Below are 20,228 nucleotides of genomic sequence, written 5' to 3' on the forward strand. Positions count from 1 at the left end.
TCATAAACCCTTTAAACTAAAAAATAATATTTAATACATAGTTTACCTTAAATTTATTTTTTATAATCTATCTAAACCTTGTTTTAAGTCAGCTATTATATCTTCTGCATCTTCAAGACCAACAGATATTCTTATTAATCCTTCAGATATTCCAGCTTCAGCTCTTTCTTCTTGAGTATATGGAGAATGAGTCATTGAAGCCGGATGTTGTATTAATGTTTCACAATCACCTAAACTAACTGCAAGAGTACATAATTCTAAAGAATTTAGTAATTTTTTACCACCTTCAAGTCCACCTTTAACTTCAAATGCTATCATACCTCCTGGCATATCCATTTGTTTTTTAGCTAATTCATATTGTGGGAAACTTTCTAATCCTGGATAGCTAACTGCTTCTACATTTGCATGAGATTCTAAGAATTTAGCAACTTCTATAGCATTCTTAGTGTGTCTATCCATTCTTATTTGTAAAGTTTTCATTCCTCTTAATATTAAGTAAGCATCAAATGGAGATAAAACAGAACCTGTCATATCCTTAACTCCGAATAATCTAACTTGAGTTATAAAGTCTTTTTTACCAATAACGAAACCTGCGATAACATCTCCGTGTCCATTTAGGTATTTAGTGGCAGAATGAACAACAACGTCAGCTCCTAATTCAAGTGGTCTTTGTAAGTATGGAGTGCAGAAAGTATTATCAACAAATACCATACAACCTTCTACTGTATGAGCTATTTTAGATATAGCTTCTATATCAACTAATTTTAAGTCTGGGTTAGCTGGAGTTTCTAAGTAAACAACTTTAGTGTTTTCTTTCATAGCTCCTTTTACTTCATCTAAGTTAGTTGCATCTACAAAAGTAACTTCTACTCCGTATCTGCTTATTCCATGGTTTAACATTGCATAAGTACAACCATATAAAGTTTTACTTGCAACTATATGATCTCCTGCTTTTAATGCAGTCCATAATGCTGAAGTTATAGCACCTATTCCTGAACCTGTTGACATACAAGCCTCTCCATTTTCTAATAGTGCCATTTTTTCTTCTAGTTGCGCATTTGTTGGGTTCCCAAGTCTTGAATATATAAATCCATCTTCTTCTAATGCAAATCTTCTACCACCTTGTTCAGCACTATCAAATACGAAAGTTGATGTTTGATATATAGGTGTAGTTAAAGCCCCTGATACTGGATCCTTTTTATGTCCTCCGTGTATAGCTTTTGTTGCGAATTTTTTATTCTTTAAGTTTTCCATTTTGAGTTCCCCCTTTAATTTTATTTACGCTATTATATATGAGCAACTCTCATGCCAAACTTTTTAATTTTGGAATAAAAATATTTATTTAATTTTAAAATCGCAAAAACATTGAAAATACGCTATCTTTCGAAACGTTTACACAAAGCTGTAATTTATATTTTAAAAGATAATTTTTTAATGTAAATATTTATTTACAAATCATCTTCCTTTATATTATATTTTTTAACTTTATTCATAACTGCAGTGTGAGATATTCCTAGTGTTTTTGCACTTGATCTATAACTTTTATTGGACTTATATACTTTCATAATTATTTCTTTTTCATATCTTTCCATTTCTTCTTTTAATGAATTAAATTCTATCTCTTCATCTTCTTCTATAAAACTATCAGTAATATCTTCATCTTTATATATAGAGTCTATAACAATATGTTGAGTAGTTAAAATATCTCCATTGCATAAATTCATAGCTCTCTCAATTAAATTTTGAAGCTCTCTTACATTCCCTGGCCAATCATAACTCATTAACTCATCTATAAATTCTTTCTTAAAACCTCTTATATCTTTATTTAACTTCTTATTAAGTTTATTTATAAAAAATTGAACTAATATAGGTATATCATCTAATCGTTCTTTTAAATTTGGTATCTTAATAGGAATTACATTTAATCTATAATATAAATCCTCTCTAAAAGTTCCCTCTTTTATCATCTTTTCAAGATTTTTATGAGTAGCTGCTATTACCCTAACATCAACAGCTTCTTCTTTGCTACTTCCTATTTTTCTTATTTTTCCTTCTTGTAAAACCCTAAGTAGTTTAGCTTGAAGAATCATTGATAATTCTCCTATTTCATCTAAAAATATAGTTCCTTTATTAGCTTCTTTAAATAAACCTTCTTTACCGCTTTGCATTGCTCCTGTAAAACTTCCTTTTTCATATCCAAATAGCTCACTTTCTAATAAACTATCTGGCAGTGCAGCACAGTTAATAGCTACAAATCTTTCATCTTTTCTATCACTTAATTTATGAATGGCATTTGCAAAGAGTTCTTTACCTGTACCACTGTCCCCTCTTAATAAAACAGTAGAGTTACTCTTAGCAATTGTTGTAGTTACTTTTTTTACTTTACCCATGCTTTTACTATTTCCAATTATATCTTTAAACGGACCATCATCATTTTTATTTATTATTTTAACAAGTTGTTTAGCTTTATTAACATCTTTAATAGAAATAACTGCTCCAACAGTTTCATCATAATCGTTAGTTATTCTTCTACCTGTAGTAATATAACTACTTGTGGTGTTTCCATGCTTCAAACTAGATTTTATATTATCGTACTCGATTCCCTTATTAACTAAGTCCGCAATTATATCATCATTACCTACAATTTCTCTAATGTCTCTACCTACTACTTCTGCTTTTTTATAATTAAATAATTTTTGGCAGTAATTATTGAATATATTAATTTTAAAGTCCTTATCAATAGATATAATTCCTTCATCTACTGAGTTAATAACTGCAAGAAGTTGCCTCTCATTCTTTTCGTAAGATAAAAGTTCTACTTCATTTACTGATATTACATCTGCTATGCTACAAATGGCTTCTTTTAATACTTCTTTAGTTTTTGCATCGATATCATTTATCTTTATACAAACCTTTGTAGGAAAAACTTCCATAGATACCAAATCTATCTTTTTATTATAAAGCTTGTACAAAATCTCGGTTGTAATACCAAATCTATCTTTTGTATTTACTTCAAACCTAACCATACAAACGTCTCCCTTTTATATTAAAACCAACTAATTTGAGTTTTTTCATATTTATTTTTATAATCAGCTATAATATCTTTCATATCATATAAAAGATTATATTTTTCACACTCTTCTTTAAAAGTCTTCCATAGCTTATCATAATTTGTAGCCCCATTTTCATAAGATTCTCCATAAACTTTTATATACTTTTTATCTAAATTCTCATATGGAAATATTTTTCTTAATTGCTCAAAATAATACTCTCTTTGATTTTGCCTCAACGTTACTCCTAGTCCATAAGTGAATACAAACTTAGCTCCAGATTGATAGGCCTTTTTAATAATATTTTTTATATTATCTTCATTATCATTAATAAAAGGCAGTATCGGCATTAATAATACCCCTGCATATATTCCATTGTCTGAAAGTTTCTTTAAAGCTTTAAATCTTTTAGATGTTGGGCATACATTGCTTTCTATCTTTTTACATAGATTATCATCATATGTAGTTATAGTTATCTTTATAATAGTAGGTGAATGACTTTGTATTCTTTTTAATATATCTATGTCTCTAGTTATTAAATCACTTTTAGTAGCAATTGATATTCCAAATCTATTTTCATCTACTACCTTTAAAGCCTCTCTTGTTAACATAAATTTCTCTTCAAATGGATTATATGGATCACTCATAGCTCCTGTACCTACAACCCCTTTTGTTTTCTTCGACTTAAGTTCCTTTTTTATTATTTCAGTTGAATTTTCTTTAATCCTAACTCTATCAAATTCTATTATTTGATAGCAGTTGCTTCTAGAATCACAGTATATACAACCATGGCAACATCCTTTATATATATTCATACCATAGTTAATACCAAACCAATGTGGGTTTTCTTTATATCCAGATACAATAGTCTTTGCAGGTATAAATTCCATTGATACCTCAATCCTTTCTAAATTAGCATTTTGCTTAATACGGTTTTACCATATATAATTTTTAAAATCAATAAAAAACTCATATCCAATGGACATGAGTTTTATTTAATCTATGTATTTATATTGTTTTATCAGTTTTAACTATATTTGTAATTAATAAACTTAAAAGTATCAAGATTATACTTACAATCCAAGGCTTTAATCCAAAATTATTAAATAATAAGTTAACCCCAGCAATTGTAACTAAAGCATAGCTAATAGATATTAATATTCCATTTTTAGATTTTTTACTTGATAAAATCATTCTTATACTTAATGTAAACATCCTTATACCTATAAATGCCATAAGCACACCTACAATATCCTGAATTATATAATAATAATGAAACTCCATATTAATTTCTCCTTTTTTATATAGCTTCTTCAACCTCTCTCATCATAATAACTTCTTCTTCTGTGTATGTTTTCATTGTAAATCCTGTAACTCCATATATAAATGTTATTAAAGGCGTTATCCAGTTTAAGAAACAGTATGGTATAAATTCAAAAGAACTAACTCCTAATGTCTGACTACAAAATATTGCATTTGAATTCCATGGAATTAGTGGAGCTCCTAAGGTTGCAGTATCTTGTATAATCCTAGATAAGTTTTCAGGTTTTAAGTTAAATTCCTTGTATAAAGGTCCCATTATAGTTCCTACAAATACAGATGTAAACATCATCGAAGAACTAAAAGCATTTGCAAGATAACTAGATATAAATGTAGTTCCAATTAATTTAGTTCTAGACTTTCCTATCTTACTTAGCATAGGTTGTAATAAAACTTCTAAAAATCCTGTCTTTTGCAAAATTCCAGCTATAACAAATACTATAAATACTAATAATACAGTCTCTGCCATGCTCATTATTCCACCACGATTTAATAGTTTATCTGTATATTCAAGTCCTGTATCTATAGTAAAACCATTAAGCATATAATTTAGTAGCTTGCTAACACTTTCTCCTTCTTGGAAAAACGCTATAATTGCACCTACTACTCCAGAAGCTAGTATAGAAACTATAGATGGTTTTTGTAAAAGTAATAGAACAAGTAAAAATATTATTGGTATTATTGAAACAAATCCTATATTGAAATTAGCTTTTAAAACTTCCATTACTTGGTTTATTTGATTGTAGTCTATAGTGTTATTAGCATATTTAAATCCTATAACTGTATATAAAACTACACAAATTATATAAGCTGGAACTGCCGATAAAGTCATATGTTTTATATGAGTTATAACATCGGTTTTGCAAACTGCTGCTGATAAGTTCGTAGAATCTGAAAGAGGAGAAATCTTATCTCCGAAAAACGCACCAGATATTATTGCACCAGCTGTTAACCCAGCAGGAACCCCCATACTAGTTCCAATACTCATTAAAGCTATCCCTGAAGTACCTAAAGTTCCCCATGAAGTTCCCGTAGCTATAGATGTTAAAGAACATACTAGTAATGTTGTAACTAAAAAATACTTAGGTGTTATTATAGCAAGTCCGCTGTAAACTATAGTTGGAATAGTTCCAGCTGCTATCCATGTAGCAATTAATACTCCAACAGAAAGTACAATTATGTTAGATTGAAACGCTCCTTTTCCTACATCAAATCCCATTTCTTCAATTTCACTATTTGTATAACCTAATTTCATAGCAGCAGGAACTACTATTAACCATGATAATAAAAACATAGTTGTTATAGATGCTTTAAAAACAACCATTCCAACTGTAGTTAAAGATATAATTGCAACCATTACTAATACTGCAAACTGAAACGTAGGTTTTCTTTTTTCTATATTTTTGCTCATTTTAACTGTCCATCCTTTTCAATCTCTCTTGTTTGTATTTTACTCCTATGTTCATTATAAAAAATAATAAACATTCCAGTTATGGGAATGTCAATATATTTTAACTTTTGCTTGTATTCCCATTATAAATTCTTAAATATTTTTATCTAACTCACAACTAATTAATACCGTTCTAATTTGGTACCCTTTTCCTAGAATATTTAAAATCACCATCCCTCTTAGTTTCAATCTCACAATACTGTTAAGCAATATCTATGCCAAATTATTTATTTTTTTTAATATATTACGTATAACTATTGAAATTTAAGTAAATATTTTTATTTTTTAAAAAAACATTTACTTAAATTAATTTGAGTAATTATTAATTCTCGTTATAAATTTAACCCATTAACCAAGTAAAAGTTTTAATGGGTTAAACAGGTAACCCATTAAACTTTTTTCTATTAATTTATTAAAATCTTTATTTAACATTTAATAATGTATATATACACATTTCATCATGCTTATAAAAAAGTGATTATGGCTTATCCCATAATCACTTTAATTGATTTAATAATTTTTAATACATAGTTTACTTTAAATTTATCTAATTCTTTATAATAACTTAATGTCTTTTATGAATATCATATAGTTTTTCTTTTTTTAGCTCTTTTATAAGCGATAAAATCATCATTACTAGAATTATACTAAATGGCAATGCAGTTATTATAGCCATAGTTTGTAGCCCTTTTAGGCCTCCAGTAAATAGCAATGCAACTGCAATTAATGATTGCAATACACCCCAAGTTATTTTTACTTTGTTAGTAGGATTCATAGACCCATTAGAACTAAACATTCCTAATACAAATGTAGCTGAATCCGCAGATGATACAAAAAAAGTTATTATAAGTACAATTGCAATTACACTTGCTATAAATCCTAATGGTAAACTATTTAAAGCTACAAATAACGTTGAAGACATATCTGTCTTTAATGTATTTATTAAACTTAGACTAGTATTTATTTCTAAGTTAAGAGCTGTACCTCCAAACACTGAAAACCATAAGAAACTAAATAAAGCTGGAACTAATAGTACTCCTATTATGAACTCTCTTATAGTTCTTCCCTTTGATACTCTTGCTATAAAAACACCCACAAAAGGAGACCAAGCTATCCACCATGCCCAATAAAACAACGTCCAATCTGATATCCATTTGGACTCTTTAAAAGGAGTTAATCTCAGACTCATATATATTATATTTTGAAGATATGTCCCTAAACTATTGGTGAATATACTAAGTATTTTGGATGTAGGCCCTACTAAAAAAACAAATATTAATAATAACATAGCAATTGCAACATTTATATTACTTAATATCTTGATTCCTTTTTCAAGGCCAGTTGATGCAGATAACAAAAATAATATAGTAGCTATAGCAATTATTATTAATTGATTAAAATAATTTATATCTAATCCAAATAAATTATTCAACCCTCCATTTATTTGCATCGCTCCTAGACCTAAAGAGGTTGCTATCCCAAATGCTGTAGCTATTATTGCTAATATATCTATTATCTTTGCTCTAATTGAATTAGAGTTATCTCCTATTATTGGTGATAAGGTTTGACTTACTAATAATGTTTTTCCTTTTCTAAACCTAAAGTAAGCTATGCTAAGGCCTACTAATGAATATACGGCCCATGCATGTAGCCCCCAATGAAAAAATGAAAATACCATTGATGTGTTTGCTGCTTCTACTGTAAGAGGTTCTATTCCCATCGGTGGATATACATAGTGATCTAGTGGTTCTGCAACTCCCCAAAACACAAGTCCAATACCCATCCCTGCACTAAATAGCATTCCAAACCATGTTATATTACTAAATTCTGGTTTATCACTTTCTTTACCTAGCTTTAATTTACCATACTTACTAAATGCAAGTAATATCATAAATACCAAAACTATAAATGTTACTATTAGAAATAACCAACCAAATTGTTTAGTTGTAAACTCAAGAGCCGTATTTGCAATACTACCTAAAGATTCTGGTAATATAAGCCCCCATAATACAAATAATCCTATTAAAATTACAGATACATAATATACCATATAAAACTCCTTAATATTTATACTTTTTATAATATTTTCTCATGATTTACAATTTATATACTATTTATTGTAAATAATAACCTTATCAAAGGATTCTCTATATGTAATACTTTACTTAAATAGTTTTAAATTTATTTATCATGTTTATTAAACAGAGCTTTATATATTCAAATAATATCTTTTAATTAATTACTAATATTTAATTATATTTATTCTAAATATTATAATTATCCCTATACAAATTTTTATATTTCAAATTCTGTATTGTTTTTATCTATAAATCCTACCTTTACATCACAAGAAAATACTTCTTTTAATAAATTTGCTAATTCATCTCTTGCCGACATAACACTATCATAGTTTTTATTTGTAAATCCATCTATAGGGAAAAATATATTTTTACTTTCATTGGTGATTTTTCCTTGCTCGCTTTGTCTCCATATCCATCTTCTTGTTCTTACATTATCTCCTGCTGAATAAATCAATTCTCCATCTTCCAAAATTTCTGTTTCTTCAGTTCCTAAAGGAATAAAACCATCCCCTTCTTTAGAAAATCTAACCTCTATGTCCCCATCTAATGTGTCTATATCATGTGCTCCTAATGGAACCATATATTTTAAAGATACTGCATTTCCTAAATCTACAATAGGACTTATGTTAGGTAGCCCTTTACCTTTAGATGTTCTAGTAAGCATAGCTTCAATAGAACTCATAAATTTATTGGGGTTAATTCCTAATTCTTTAAATGCATCTCTATAACATAGTATGCCCTCTAATTCTTTAACCTTAGTATCTTTAAATTTATCTTCACAGTCTTTTATTGATTGATCTAATTTTTCTACAATATCATTTTTTACTAAACTATTATCAATTCCTTTTGCTACTATAACTCCAAAACAAACATTATCTAACTTTTCAAATACTTCACTTGATACACTAAATTTCATATTAATCCTCCAAAACTTTGAGTCCTATTTATAATAAAACTCGTATTTTACTACCATATTTATTATAAAAAATAATAAACATTCCAGTAGCTGGAATGTCAATATATTTTTACTAGTATTTGTATTTCTGTTACATATTCTGAAGAATTTGTAGTTAATCCTGAATCTACTAAGGTTATTTCTATCGAATCCTCTAATATTTCATAGTTATTTTCTTCTATATATTTTAAAATTCTTTCATAATAAATATCAGAATCATCATGTAATCCATTAAATCTTAGACATATATATTTTCCTTTAGGTAAAATTTTGCTTATTTCTTTACTATATTTTTTATTTTCTACAAAAATAAAAGTTGAGTCATAATCTTTGAATAATTTATTTTTCAATTTATCTTTAGATATAGAAACGCCTACTTCTCCTAAAAATATAGATGACTTTTTATTTGCCTTATTTTCTAGCTTTCTAATAGAAATCTCTAAGTCTTTGTTTGTTTTAACCTCTTCCTTTAATAAAACAATAGACCTCTCATCAATATCCGCTTCTATTATTTTATTTATTTTTTCATAATCTATTGAATCTTTTATTTTATTAATCCTACCCTTAACTTTGTTTTGTATAATTTCTAATTCTTCTATCTTTTTCTTAATTGCTTCTTCTTGAATTTCAAATAAGTTAAGCATGTTGTTTATACTTCTATTGTCTAAATAATATTTTATTTTACTTAGAGGTATCTCCATGCTTTTTAGATAAATTATAGTATTTAATTTTTCAAATTGATTTGTTGTGTAATATCTATAGTTGTTTTTTTCGTCTATATAACTTGGCTTAAATAAATCTATTTCATCATAATATCTTAATGTTTTTTTATTAATATCAAATAAAATCGCTATTTCTCCTATTGTAAATAAATCTTTTATATTAGTTTTATTACTCATTTATATCCTCTCTATAATCAATGTTTTTTAGTTAATTATATCACTCGTTGTATTTTTAGTGATTAAGTTACAGAATTAAATTTAGATTAATTATATAATTTAGAAAATTCATTTTTTAAAACGGAGGTAAATATATGGCTAAAATAAAAAGAAAAGCAATTGTTGATACTGATCTTTGTGTAGCTTGTGGTTCATGCGTAAAAGTGTGTCCACTTCAAATCATAAATATAGAACAAGGAGTATTCGCAAAAATAGATACTGAAAAATGTGTTGGTTGCGGAAAATGTGCTAAATCTTGTCCAGCATCAGTTATAAATATTAAAACTATGGAGGTGGTCTAATATATGAAGAAAAATAAAAAGAAACTTACGGATTATATGTGGATTTTGAGTGTAGCTTATTTAACATTAGGACTTTTTAATATATTATTTGCATGGTTAGGACTTTTATGCTTCTCAATTCCTTTAATAATCTCTCTAGCTGGCGGAGGGAAAAAATATTGTAATGTTTACTGTGGTAGGGGGCAAATGTTGGACCTAATGGGTACTAAACTTAAACTTTCGAGAAATAAAGATATCCCTAACTTCTTAAAAAGCAAGTGGTTTAGATATGGATTTTTAGTATTCTTTTTAACTATGTTCGTATCTATGTTAAATACTACTTACTTAGTGTTTAGTAGTGCAAAAGACTTAAAAGAAGTCATTACTTTAATATGGACATTCAAAGTTCCTTGGCATTGGGCTGATGTAAGTATGGTTTCGCCATGGGTTGCTCAATTTGCATTTGGATTTTATAGTATGATGCTTACATCTTCAATACTTGGTATTATAACTATGATGCTATATAAACCAAAATCTTGGTGTGTTTACTGTCCAATGGGAACTATGACTCAGCTTATTTCTAAAGCAAAATATAAACCAATAGAAGGCTTTGGTTGTGAATCAGGTTGTACTTCTTGCTCTACCGGATGTAGCTCAAAGTAAATAAAAATAGACCCCGTACAAAAGGGGTCTATTTTTTATTAATTAACATTTTATTTTTTCTTATACGGTGTATTTATAAGAGGTAAGCTAGTTCTAAACTCTTTATCAAATCTATAATAAGCATTTGCTGTTGCAGGTGCTGTTGGTATTGCTGTTATTTCCCCTATACCTTTAGCTCCATATGCCAATCCATCTTTATTTTTTTCTATTATTATAGGCTCTATTGGTGGAGCATCTGTTGATTTAAAAAGCCCTAGTGTTCCATATTTAGCTTTAGGTACACAATTTTCTAATGGATAAGTTTCTGTAAGTGCGTATCCTAACGACATTACTACTCCACCTTCTATTTGACCTTCAACATTAATTGGATTAACTGCTCTACCAACATCATGTGCAGCTATAACTTTTTCTAACTTTCCATTTTCATCTAATATTACAACTTGAGTAGCATATCCATAGGCAACGTGACTTACTGGATTTTCTTTATCAGATCCCATTCTGTCTGTCACACTAGAATATGTTCCTAAAAACTCTTGACCTTCTAAGTCATTTATTGTTTTTCCAGAATCTAGTTCCTTTTTAAGTTGAAGACATGCATTTTCGTTGCCTCTCCTGTAAATACAGTTTGTCTAGATGCTGTAGTATTTCCTGAATCAGGAGTTAAATGAGTGTCAGGTGCTTGGTATATAACATCTTCTGGTTTTAAACCTGTAGTCTGACAAAGCATTTGAATCATAGTCGTCGCTAATCCTTGACCTATACAAGATGCACTTGTTCTTAAATGTATTTTCCCACCTTTTATAGCTAACTTGCATCTACCTATATCAGGTATTCCTACTCCTACCCCTGCATTTTTCATAGCACAAGCTATTCCTGCATAAGGGTATTTATCATACTCTTTCTTAACAGCTTCTAGTGTTTCTACCATAGCTGTTCCTTCATCTGCTATTTGTCCATTTGGTAATACTTGCCCTGGTCTTATAGCATTTCTGTATCTTATCTCCCATGGAGATATTCCTACCATTCCGCTAGTAAATTCAAATTAGATTCTGTGGCAAAGCAGCTTTGCGTTACTCCAAATCCTCTAAATGCTCCTCCTGGAGGATTATTTGTATACACAGCCTTACCATGTATATCTATATCTTGATAGTTATAAGGTCCTGCTGCATGTGTACATGCTCTCTCTAATACAGGACCTCCTAGTGATGCATAGGCCCCAGTATCTGAAACTATTGTAGCTTTTAGTGCTGTTAAGTATCCATTTTTATCACATGAAGTTGTAAATTCCATCTCCATTGCATGCTTCTTTGGATGCACTATTATACTTTCTTTTCTAGTTAATTGAACCTTTACATACTTCTTCGTGTGATATGCAAGTAAAGCAGCATGATGTTGAACACTCATATCCTCTTTACCTCCAAATCCTCCGCCAACCATTTTATTTATTACTCTAACTTTTTCATGTGGAAGGCCTAGCATATCTGCACACTCATGTTGAGTCGCATATACTCCTTGATCCGAAGAGTATATTATTACACCATCATCTTCATAAGGACCAGCTACTGCACATTCTGGTTCTAAAAAAGCATGTTCATTAAATGGAACAGAATATCTTCTTGTTACTACATACTTAGAATTTTTTATTTTTTCATCAGCATTGCCTCTTACTAACTCTTTTTCTACTAAAATATTTCCACCTTCATGAATTTCCGGAGCATCTTCTTGTAATGCTTCTTCTGGACAAGTTAAAGGTTTTAATTCTTCATAATCAACTTTTACTAATTTCTTAGCTTCTTCTAAAGCTTCCTTTGATTTTGCAGCAACTAATGCTACTGAGTCTCCTAGGTATCTAGTAATTTCACCTTCTGGAATTAACGTATCCCAGTCTTTCTTTAAGTGCCCTACTTTTATTGTTCCAGGTATATCTTTAGCTGTTAATACAGCTACTACACCTGGATATTTTTTAGCTTCTTCTATATCAATTTTTTTACTAAAGCCCTTGGATACATAGTTCTTACTGCAGATCCATAAATCATTCCATCTATTCTAATATCATCTACATACTCTGCTTTACCTAAAGTTTTTGCCACTGCATCAACTCTATGTAATTTATCTCCAACAAGCCCCTTACACTCAACTTTTGGAACTTCTATATTTTCTCTAATTATTTTAGCAGCTTGCTTTACCGCTTCTACTATCTTTACATATCCTGTACATCTACATATGTTTCCTCTTAAAGCTTTTCTTATCTCTGCTTCTGTTGGATCTGGATTTATATCTAGTAATGCTTTAGAACTTATTACCATTCCAGGTATGCAGAACCCACATTGTACTGCTCCTGCATTTGTAAATGCATATGCATATGCATCCATTTCTTTCTCAGACATTCCTTCTATGGTAACAATATTTTTACCTACTAGCTTTTGTGTATTAAATACGCAAGCTTTTGTAGCTTTACCATCTATAATAACCATACAAGTTCCACATGCACCCTCTGCACATCCATTTTTTACAGAAGTTATGTTCATATCTTCTCTTAAAAACTCTAGTAGTTTTTTATTTTCTTTTGCTTGAACAGTTTCCCCGTTTAATGTGAATTCAAACATATATGACCCCCTAGTTTATAGTTCTTACTATATACTTTCCAGTAGGATGTTCTACTGTTAACTTTCCTTCTTTTATAACTTCAATCCCCCTTAAAAATACATGCCTAAACTGGCAATCAACTTCGTATCCTTCATATGGAGTATAGTCCGTATTTTGAGTTTGATTTTCTGAACTTATTGTATTTTTAATTTCAGGATCTATAACCACTATATCTGCATCGCTACCTACTTCAATGCTCCCTTTTTGAGGATACATTCCAAATAACTTTGCTGCTTTTGTAGACGTTAACTCTACAAATTTGTTCATACTTATTTTTCCTTCTTTAACTCCGTATGTATATAAAAGACCCATTCTATGTTCAACTCCTGGACCCCCATTTGGAATTTTGCTAAAATCATTTATTCCAATATCCTTTTGGCCTTTATAGTTAAATGAACAATGATCTGTTCCTATAGCATCAATGTCTCCCTCTTCTAAAGCTTTCCATAAAGCCTCATTGTCTGCTTTTTTTCTAAGTGGTGGTGACATTACATACTTAGCACTTTCAAAACCATCTAAATCATATAATTTATCATCTAAAAGCAAATATTGTGGGCAAGTTTCTGTGTATACTTTAACCCCATCTAATCTAGCTTTTTTAACTTCTTCTAACGCATCCTTTGAACTTAAATGAACTACATATACAGGTGCATTTGCAGTCTTTGCAATTTTCATTAATCTATAAGTAGCCTCTACCTCTACATCTGATGGTCTACTTAGTTGGTGGTATTTAGGTGACAATTGATTATTCTTTTTACACTCATTTATTAGCTCACTTATTATATCTCCATTTTCGCAGTGGAATCCTATAAGCACTCCTAACTCCTTAGCTCTTTTCAAAGCTTTAAATATAATTCCATCATCAACTTGTAGTGTATCCTTATATGCCATATACATTTTAAATGATGTAACACCCTCATTTATCATATCTTTCATTTCTTTGGATGTATTATCATTCCAATCTGTTATAGCCATATGAAATCCATAATCTGAATAGCATCTTCCCCTAGATTTATCATGCCATTCTCTAAGACCATCATTTAACGTATGTCCTTTTGATTGAGTAGCAAAATCTAGTATTGTAGTTGTACCTCCAACTATAGCTGCTTTAGTTCCTGTTTCAAAATTATCAGCTGTTATTGTAATTCCAACATCTAAGTCAAAATGAGTATGGGTATCTATTCCTCCAGGTACAAGATAGCACCCATTTATAGGTACTATCTTATCTCCTTCTTTAAATAAATCAGCTCCAATTTCAGCTATTTTTTCATTTTCAATTCTTACATCTGCTTTATAGGATTTTACATCCGTTACTATTGTTCCACCTTGTAAAATTAGCCCCATTTTAATTTCCTGCCTTTACTTTGCTTCTACAGCACCCATTTGCATTGTTAATGCTCTCTTTGGACATCGTGTTACGCATAATCCGCATCCAAAACATTTATCTTCATCTATAACCATTTCATCTCCAACTTCAATTGCTTCATATACACAACTTGTTACGCATTTTTTACACTTTATACATTTATCTTGATCTACTTGTGGTACTACCGCATGAGTTCTAAATTCCATCTCTTGAACTTTCTTATGTGCTAACCCTTTTATTTCGTTTACATCTGAATATCCATTTGCTTCTAAGAATTCGTTTAATTCTCTAGCTATTTTTCCGTATACTTGTGGTCCTTTAAGTATTGCTTCTGTACAAGTTTGTACTGCTGAAGCTCCAGCCATCATCATTTCAGCAACATCTCTTCCGCAAGTTATTCCACCTACACCTATTATTGGTATATTTACAACTTTAGAAGCTTCGTATATACATCTTACTGCTAACGGTCTTATTGGAGCTCCTGATAACCATCCGTATCCCGTTTTACTTCCCATTATAGGGAATCCTGTTTCAACATCTATTGCCATACACGGTCCAAACGAATTTATCATTACAAGACCATCTGCTCCTGCTTCTTCAACAGCTTTTGCAATTGTTTGTATATCAGTGTGAGGACTCATTTTCATAAATACTGGTACGTCTAATGCAGCTTTTGCAGCTTTTAAAGCATTTACTATAGGAGTAACATCTGTTCCTACATAATGTGTAGATAACTCAACTGCATCTGCATAAGGCTTAACAAGTGGTGCTACTTTAGCGATATCTTCTGCTGTATATCCCATACTTATTATTACTGGAACTCCTGCACTTTTAGCTTTTGCATATTCTTCAGCTATCCATTGTTCCTTTGGTAATTCAGACCATAACTCTGTATTTAAAAAACCACTGTTAGTATTTGCCATACATGGTCTTGGTACGTCTGCTGGAAGTACAGATATAGTTTTTGTGCATATACCTCCTGCTCCACCTTTTACAGCTTCTATACATAAATCTCCATCTTTAGCTCCTGGTCCTGCTGCTGTCATTATTGGATTTGGAAACTCCATATCGTGTATTTTAACTTTTAAATTTGCCATTTTTTTAATCTCCCCTTTTTCATTTTTGTTTATATTTTCACAAAACGCATTCTAATTAATATATTTAAACTGCTTTCTCATCTGTTTCATTATCATTGTTTGATTCTTTTTTACTTCCTAATTCATTAAAGAATATATTCAGTATAACTGCTGCTAAACTTCCTGTTGTTATACCACTATGGAATATTGTTTGCACCCAATTTGGGAAGTTATGATAAAAATCAGGATTCGCTAAAGGTATCATTGCCAATCCTACACTTATTGCTACAATTACTCCATTTTTTGTCCCATTAAATTCAACTTTGCTTAACGTTCTTATTCCACCTACTAAAACCATCCCAAACATTGCGAATCCTACTCCACCAAGAACCTGTTTCGGTATTGCTGCTATTATTGATGCAAATTTAGGTATAAATCCTAATACCAATAAGATAATACCTGCATGTATCGCTATGTATCTTGACTTTATTCCCATCAATCCAACAAGCCCTGTATTTTGAGCAAATGGAGTTATTGGGAATGAGTTGAATATACTAGATAGAAAAGTTGAGATACCATCTCCTCTTAATGCTCTTTTTATATTTGCGCCATCTATATCTTTATCTACCATCTCATGTATTGCCATCATGTTTCCTAATGATTCAGTCATTAGTACTAACATTATTAATCCTAAAGATATTACTGCTGATGGTTCAAATACCGGCATACCAAATTTTAAAGGTACATTAACACTAAACCAACTTGCACTAGCTACATTACTAAAATCAGCCATACCTAACGCAGCTGCTAATACTGTTCCGATTACTATTGCAAAAAGTATTGCTGCACTATTCCAGACCCCTCTTAAATACTTAAATAGCACAATAGTTATAGCTAAAACAGCTAATGCTAATCCTACTTGAGACGGTTCAGCTGGACCTACTTTACTATCAGTTATCCACTTAATCCCAACTGGTAATAGAGATACCCCAATTACAAGTACTACTGTTCCTGTAACTACTTTTGGGAAAAATCTTATTATTTTTTCAAATACTGGAGCTATTATTATACAAAACAATCCCGCTGCCATAACTGCCCCAAACACAGTTTGCATAGCTAGATTTGGGTCTTGATATGATGAAGCTATAGATGTCATGGCTGCAACAGCCGCAAAGCTAGTTCCTTCGATTACCGGAATCTTAGCACCTGCAATATTTCCTATCCCAAAAGCTTGTATCAGCGTTCCTACCCCCGCCATAAATATACAAGCACTAATTAAAAAAACTATACTTTCATGGTCTAGTCCTGCAGCACTTCCTACCATCATAGGAACTGCCACCGCTCCTGCACACATTGCTAGTACGTGTTGTAATGAGAATATCCACGACTTGGATACCGGTATTCTCTCATCCACTGGAGCTATTTTAGGGCTTTTTTCTTGAGACATTTATAGTCCCCCTTTTATATTATTTTTTATATTCTATCCCACAACTTGTTGCTCATCTCTCTACTCTTTGCTAATATCGACTCTTCATCAATATTTAATAAAATTCTATCCTTCATCAATACTTTTCCATTTATAATTGTTGTATCAACGCTTCTTCCTGTCATCCCAAATATTATGTGTCCATTTTCTGTATTTTCATTAAGCGGAGTATGCGGTATATAATCTACAACTATTACATCAGCATATGCTCCCTCTTTTAAAACTCCTAGATCTTTTTTATAATGCTTACTAGCTATTTTTCTGTTGTTTTCAAATAACATAGTTGGAGCTTCTGCCCATCCAACTCTTGGATCTCTTAATTGATGTTTGTGTATTATATTTGCAACCTTTAAAGATTCAAACATATCACTTGTATATCCATCAGTTCCTAATCCAACAGTTATTCCTTTGTTTAGTAAATGAACTACAGGAGAACATCCTACTGCATTTCCCATATTAGATTCTGGATTATGTACAACAAAAGATTTATTTTCTTTTATTAATTCCATTTCTTCAGAATCTATATGAATACAGTGAACTGCTATAGTTTTGTCATTTAAAACATTGAAATCATTTAATCTTTGTACAACCTTTTTATTGTATTTTTCTTTATTTATAATGACATCATCTATCCCCTCTGCTGTATGTACATGATATCCAGCATCTAGATTAGCCATTTCATTTGCACATTTTTCTAAAGTTTCATCAGATAATGTAAAAGCTGCATGAAGTCCAAACATACCTTTTACCATATCTGATTCATCATCTTTAGCAAATTTTATAAAATTAACGTTTTCCTGAATTCCTTGGTCTATCGTTTTTAATCCATCTCTATCAGATACTTCATAACAAAGGTTAGTTCTAATTCCTAAATTCTTAGCTACATCTTTTATAGTAAACAAACTTCCCTCTATAGCAAATGGACTCGCGTGGTGATCAAATACTGTTGTAACTCCATTTTTCATACAATCTATATAAGTTGAATAAGCACTATATTTTGTATCTTCTAAAGTAAGTTTTTTATCTAATCTCCACCATAAGTTTTCTAAGATTTCCATAAAATTTTCTGATGGTTTTCCTGGTACCGCCATCCCCCTAGCAAAAGAACTATATATATGCATATGAGTGTTTATAAGCCCTGGCATTATTACCTTTTTATTCGCATCTATGAACTCATAATCTGAGTACTTTTCCTTCATTTCTTTAGTTGAACCAATCTCTTTTATAACCTTACCTTCGATAACTACACAACCGTCTTCCATATATGGATTTTGCTCATTTTTAGTTATCAATCTCCCATTTCCAACTAATATCATGTTTTGATACCTCCTAAGGTTATCTCAATACTTTACCAGCCTTAATATGTTTATATTCATTTTCTTCAATTACGCAGTTTCCATTTATGATTACATAGTCTATACCTGTTGGATATTGAGTAGAATTAATATAATCATCACACCCTGAAACTTTGTCTTTATCGAATATAACTATATCTGCAAAGTATCCCTCTTTTAGTTGACCTCTATCTTTTATACTGAAACTTTGTGCAGCTTTTTTGGTCATTTTATGAACTGCTTCTTGTAAAGTCAATACTCCTAGTTCTCTAACATATCTTCCTAATATTTTAGGGAATGATCCGTATGCTCTTGGATGTGGCTTTCCTGATAATAGACCATCTGTACAAACATTTTGTTCTTCTCTCTTCATAAAAGTTATAATATGCTCTTCTAATCCATAAAAATCTACCATTCCAACTGCATTTTCTTCTTCTAATAATAGGTCCATAGTAGCATCAACAGGATCTTTACCTCTCATTTCACCTATTTCTAATAGACTTTTACCTATTGTATTTTCATTCTTTTTATTCTTTACACTTGTAACAAAAATTTGATCTATACCTGCAAATTGAATAAAGTTATCCCAACCTTCTATTCCATTTTCGATATCTTTTTTCATTCTATTTCTATCATCTTCATTTTGTAATCTTTCTAATAGTTTATCTGTTCCTCCTGAATGTGCCCAAGGAGGAAGAACTACTCCAAGCATGGTACTACCTGCAGCATATGGATATTGATCAAACGAAACTTTGATACCTTCTAATTTAACTTTTTCCAATAACTCTAAAACTTGTGGTATGTACTTCCAGTTATCTTTTCCACATACTTTGAAATGTGAAAAATGAACCTTAACCCCAGATTCTTTTCCTATAGTTATTATTTCTTCCATAGATGTAAGAATCGTATCAGCTTCACTTCTTTGATGAACAACAAATACTCCATCATATTTTGCAACAACCTTGCACATTTCTATTATCTCTTCAGTCATAGAATAAGCACATGGTATATATATAAGCCCTGTAGATAATCCAATAGCACCTGCTTTTAATTCTCTTTCTGTGATTTCACACATCTTTTGAATTTCTTCTTTAGTTGCTGGTCTATCTTCTAATCCCATAGCTTCCATTCTAATATTTCCATGAGGAACTAAGTAAGTTTCATTTAATCCTACTCCGTTATCTTCCATCATAGTAAGATAGTTATCAGTAGTTTCATATTCCCAATCTATCTCGTCACTTTCACCATCTAGGCCTGCTAGATTTTTTCTCCATGAAGGAATAAATTCCTTAGGAAGTGGGGCCATAGATATACCATCTTGGCCCAACACTTCTGTTGTTATTCCTTGTCTTATCTTTATTTCATTAAATGGATTTACTAAAATCATAAGGTCTGAGTGGCTATGAGTATCTATAAAACCAGGACATACTACTCTACCTCTTGCATCTATTATCCTATCTACATTTTCTGTAATCTCAGTTGATATTTTACTTATCTTGTCATCATTAATTAACACATCACCTATAAATGGTTCTGTATTATTACCATCAACTACTAGCCCTTGCTTTATTAAAATTTTCAT

At 30.6% G+C, this 20,228-nt stretch carries 19 protein-coding genes; 2 read left to right on the forward strand and 17 right to left on the reverse strand.

The window, feature by feature from the left end; translation table 11 throughout:
* Positions 1 to 60: 60 nt before the first annotated feature.
* From megL to LEQ07_RS04175, 8 genes are all read right to left on the reverse strand, one after another.
* Positions 61 to 1,254 (reverse strand): methionine gamma-lyase, encoded by a 1,194-nt coding sequence (megL, locus tag LEQ07_RS04140; RefSeq protein ID WP_046821928.1) that lies wholly within the window; start codon positions 1,252 to 1,254, stop codon positions 61 to 63.
* Between the two features lie 194 nt (positions 1,255 to 1,448).
* Positions 1,449 to 3,026 carry a sigma 54-interacting transcriptional regulator gene (locus LEQ07_RS04145; RefSeq protein ID WP_046821929.1) on the reverse strand — a complete coding sequence of 526 codons (1,578 nt, stop codon included), beginning with the start codon at positions 3,024 to 3,026 and terminating at the stop codon, positions 1,449 to 1,451.
* 20 nt (positions 3,027 to 3,046) lie between these two features.
* Positions 3,047 to 3,940, reverse strand: coding sequence for an SPL family radical SAM protein (locus LEQ07_RS04150; protein WP_263329646.1), 894 nt, complete (start codon positions 3,938 to 3,940; stop codon positions 3,047 to 3,049).
* Positions 3,941 to 4,058: 118 nt separating this feature from the next.
* Complete coding sequence (locus tag LEQ07_RS04155; RefSeq protein WP_046821931.1) at positions 4,059 to 4,334, reverse strand: hypothetical protein; 276 nt, start codon at positions 4,332 to 4,334, stop codon at positions 4,059 to 4,061.
* Between the two features lie 16 nt (positions 4,335 to 4,350).
* Complete coding sequence (gene nhaC / locus LEQ07_RS04160; protein ID WP_046821932.1) at positions 4,351 to 5,781, reverse strand: Na+/H+ antiporter NhaC; 1,431 nt, start codon at positions 5,779 to 5,781, stop codon at positions 4,351 to 4,353.
* A gap of 604 nt (positions 5,782 to 6,385) precedes the next feature.
* The gene (locus LEQ07_RS04165) at positions 6,386 to 7,870 is read right to left on the reverse strand and encodes a glycine betaine uptake BCCT transporter (protein ID WP_046821933.1); all 1,485 of its coding nucleotides are present in this window, start codon (positions 7,868 to 7,870) and stop codon (positions 6,386 to 6,388) included.
* A gap of 245 nt (positions 7,871 to 8,115) precedes the next feature.
* Positions 8,116 to 8,817 carry a B3/B4 domain-containing protein gene (locus LEQ07_RS04170; protein ID WP_046822852.1) on the reverse strand — a complete coding sequence of 234 codons (702 nt, stop codon included), beginning with the start codon at positions 8,815 to 8,817 and terminating at the stop codon, positions 8,116 to 8,118.
* Between the two features lie 98 nt (positions 8,818 to 8,915).
* Entirely contained in the window at positions 8,916 to 9,755 is an 840-nt protein-coding gene (locus LEQ07_RS04175) for a MerR family transcriptional regulator (protein WP_226896687.1), read from the reverse strand.
* Positions 9,756 to 9,889: 134 nt separating this feature from the next.
* Here LEQ07_RS04175 and LEQ07_RS04180 point away from each other — a divergent pair, with 134 nt between their 5' ends.
* Together LEQ07_RS04180 and LEQ07_RS04185 are read left to right on the forward strand one after the other, a co-directional pair.
* Positions 9,890 to 10,096 carry a 4Fe-4S binding protein gene (locus LEQ07_RS04180; RefSeq protein ID WP_046822853.1) on the forward strand — a complete coding sequence of 69 codons (207 nt, stop codon included), beginning with the start codon at positions 9,890 to 9,892 and terminating at the stop codon, positions 10,094 to 10,096.
* Between the two features lie 3 nt (positions 10,097 to 10,099).
* Complete coding sequence (locus tag LEQ07_RS04185) at positions 10,100 to 10,738, forward strand: 4Fe-4S binding protein (protein ID WP_046822854.1); 639 nt, start codon at positions 10,100 to 10,102, stop codon at positions 10,736 to 10,738.
* A 50-nt stretch (positions 10,739 to 10,788) separates the two neighbouring features.
* On the opposite strand, the gene LEQ07_RS20725 is transcribed toward LEQ07_RS04185, so the two are convergent.
* The 9 genes from LEQ07_RS20725 to LEQ07_RS04215 all read right to left on the reverse strand — a co-directional run bounded on the left by LEQ07_RS20725 (position 10,789) and on the right by LEQ07_RS04215 (position 20,228).
* A complete protein-coding gene (locus LEQ07_RS20725) occupies positions 10,789 to 11,247 on the reverse strand; it encodes a molybdopterin cofactor-binding domain-containing protein (protein ID WP_332842904.1) in 459 nt (152 codons plus the stop codon).
* A gap of 59 nt (positions 11,248 to 11,306) precedes the next feature.
* Positions 11,307 to 11,762: a molybdopterin cofactor-binding domain-containing protein gene (locus LEQ07_RS20730; protein WP_332842905.1), complete on the reverse strand. Its 456-nt coding sequence runs from the start codon at positions 11,760 to 11,762 to the stop codon at positions 11,307 to 11,309.
* The gene (locus tag LEQ07_RS20735; protein WP_332842918.1) at positions 11,756 to 12,763 is read right to left on the reverse strand and encodes a molybdopterin cofactor-binding domain-containing protein; all 1,008 of its coding nucleotides are present in this window, start codon (positions 12,761 to 12,763) and stop codon (positions 11,756 to 11,758) included. Before LEQ07_RS20735 ends, LEQ07_RS20730 begins: the two co-directional genes overlap by 7 nt.
* The gene (locus tag LEQ07_RS20740) at positions 12,712 to 13,344 is read right to left on the reverse strand and encodes a 2Fe-2S iron-sulfur cluster-binding protein (protein ID WP_332842906.1); all 633 of its coding nucleotides are present in this window, start codon (positions 13,342 to 13,344) and stop codon (positions 12,712 to 12,714) included. The genes LEQ07_RS20735 and LEQ07_RS20740 overlap by 52 nt, the downstream gene beginning before the upstream one ends.
* Positions 13,345 to 13,354: 10 nt before the next feature.
* The gene (gene hydA, locus LEQ07_RS04195; RefSeq protein WP_263329647.1) at positions 13,355 to 14,728 is read right to left on the reverse strand and encodes a dihydropyrimidinase; all 1,374 of its coding nucleotides are present in this window, start codon (positions 14,726 to 14,728) and stop codon (positions 13,355 to 13,357) included.
* A gap of 15 nt (positions 14,729 to 14,743) precedes the next feature.
* Positions 14,744 to 15,847 (reverse strand): 4Fe-4S binding protein, encoded by a 1,104-nt coding sequence (locus tag LEQ07_RS04200; RefSeq protein ID WP_046822857.1) that lies wholly within the window; start codon positions 15,845 to 15,847, stop codon positions 14,744 to 14,746.
* 64 nt (positions 15,848 to 15,911) lie between these two features.
* A complete protein-coding gene (locus LEQ07_RS04205) occupies positions 15,912 to 17,273 on the reverse strand; it encodes a nucleobase:cation symporter-2 family protein (protein ID WP_046822858.1) in 1,362 nt (453 codons plus the stop codon).
* A gap of 26 nt (positions 17,274 to 17,299) precedes the next feature.
* On the reverse strand, positions 17,300 to 18,628 hold the full coding sequence (ssnA, locus tag LEQ07_RS04210; protein WP_263329648.1) for a putative aminohydrolase SsnA: 1,329 nt from the start codon (positions 18,626 to 18,628) through the stop codon (positions 17,300 to 17,302).
* A 19-nt stretch (positions 18,629 to 18,647) separates the two neighbouring features.
* The gene (locus tag LEQ07_RS04215; RefSeq protein ID WP_263329649.1) at positions 18,648 to 20,228 is read right to left on the reverse strand and encodes an N-acyl-D-amino-acid deacylase family protein; all 1,581 of its coding nucleotides are present in this window, start codon (positions 20,226 to 20,228) and stop codon (positions 18,648 to 18,650) included.

The sequence above is a fragment of the Paraclostridium sp. AKS73 genome (genome assembly GCF_025671395.1).
GTDB classification, from domain to species: Bacteria; Bacillota; Clostridia; order Peptostreptococcales; family Peptostreptococcaceae; genus Paraclostridium; species Paraclostridium benzoelyticum.

What these genes read in the sequence shown, in the direction of transcription:
- LEQ07_RS04175 (WP_226896687.1), bottom strand. Translation starts at nt 9,755, where the DNA reads ATGAGTAATAAAACTAATATAAAAGATTTATTTACAATAGGAGAAATA.
- LEQ07_RS04180 (WP_046822853.1), top strand. Translation starts at nt 9,890, where the DNA reads ATGGCTAAAATAAAAAGAAAAGCAATTGTTGATACTGATCTTTGTGTA.
- megL (WP_046821928.1), bottom strand. Translation starts at nt 1,254, where the DNA reads ATGGAAAACTTAAAGAATAAAAAATTCGCAACAAAAGCTATACACGGA.
- LEQ07_RS04170 (WP_046822852.1), bottom strand. Translation starts at nt 8,817, where the DNA reads ATGAAATTTAGTGTATCAAGTGAAGTATTTGAAAAGTTAGATAATGTT.
- LEQ07_RS04145 (WP_046821929.1), bottom strand. Translation starts at nt 3,026, where the DNA reads ATGGTTAGGTTTGAAGTAAATACAAAAGATAGATTTGGTATTACAACC.
- LEQ07_RS04215 (WP_263329649.1), bottom strand. Translation starts at nt 20,228, where the DNA reads ATGAAAATTTTAATAAAGCAAGGGCTAGTAGTTGATGGTAATAATACA.
- LEQ07_RS04185 (WP_046822854.1), top strand. Translation starts at nt 10,100, where the DNA reads ATGAAGAAAAATAAAAAGAAACTTACGGATTATATGTGGATTTTGAGT.
- LEQ07_RS20740 (WP_332842906.1), bottom strand. Translation starts at nt 13,344, where the DNA reads ATGTTTGAATTCACATTAAACGGGGAAACTGTTCAAGCAAAAGAAAAT.
- nhaC (WP_046821932.1), bottom strand. Translation starts at nt 5,781, where the DNA reads ATGAGCAAAAATATAGAAAAAAGAAAACCTACGTTTCAGTTTGCAGTA.
- LEQ07_RS04205 (WP_046822858.1), bottom strand. Translation starts at nt 17,273, where the DNA reads ATGTCTCAAGAAAAAAGCCCTAAAATAGCTCCAGTGGATGAGAGAATA.
- LEQ07_RS04150 (WP_263329646.1), bottom strand. Translation starts at nt 3,940, where the DNA reads ATGGAATTTATACCTGCAAAGACTATTGTATCTGGATATAAAGAAAAC.
- hydA (WP_263329647.1), bottom strand. Translation starts at nt 14,728, where the DNA reads ATGGGGCTAATTTTACAAGGTGGAACAATAGTAACGGATGTAAAATCC.
- LEQ07_RS04200 (WP_046822857.1), bottom strand. Translation starts at nt 15,847, where the DNA reads ATGGCAAATTTAAAAGTTAAAATACACGATATGGAGTTTCCAAATCCA.
- LEQ07_RS04155 (WP_046821931.1), bottom strand. Translation starts at nt 4,334, where the DNA reads ATGGAGTTTCATTATTATTATATAATTCAGGATATTGTAGGTGTGCTT.
- LEQ07_RS04165 (WP_046821933.1), bottom strand. Translation starts at nt 7,870, where the DNA reads ATGGTATATTATGTATCTGTAATTTTAATAGGATTATTTGTATTATGG.
- LEQ07_RS20730 (WP_332842905.1), bottom strand. Translation starts at nt 11,762, where the DNA reads ATGGTAGGAATATCTCCATGGGAGATAAGATACAGAAATGCTATAAGA.
- ssnA (WP_263329648.1), bottom strand. Translation starts at nt 18,628, where the DNA reads ATGATATTAGTTGGAAATGGGAGATTGATAACTAAAAATGAGCAAAAT.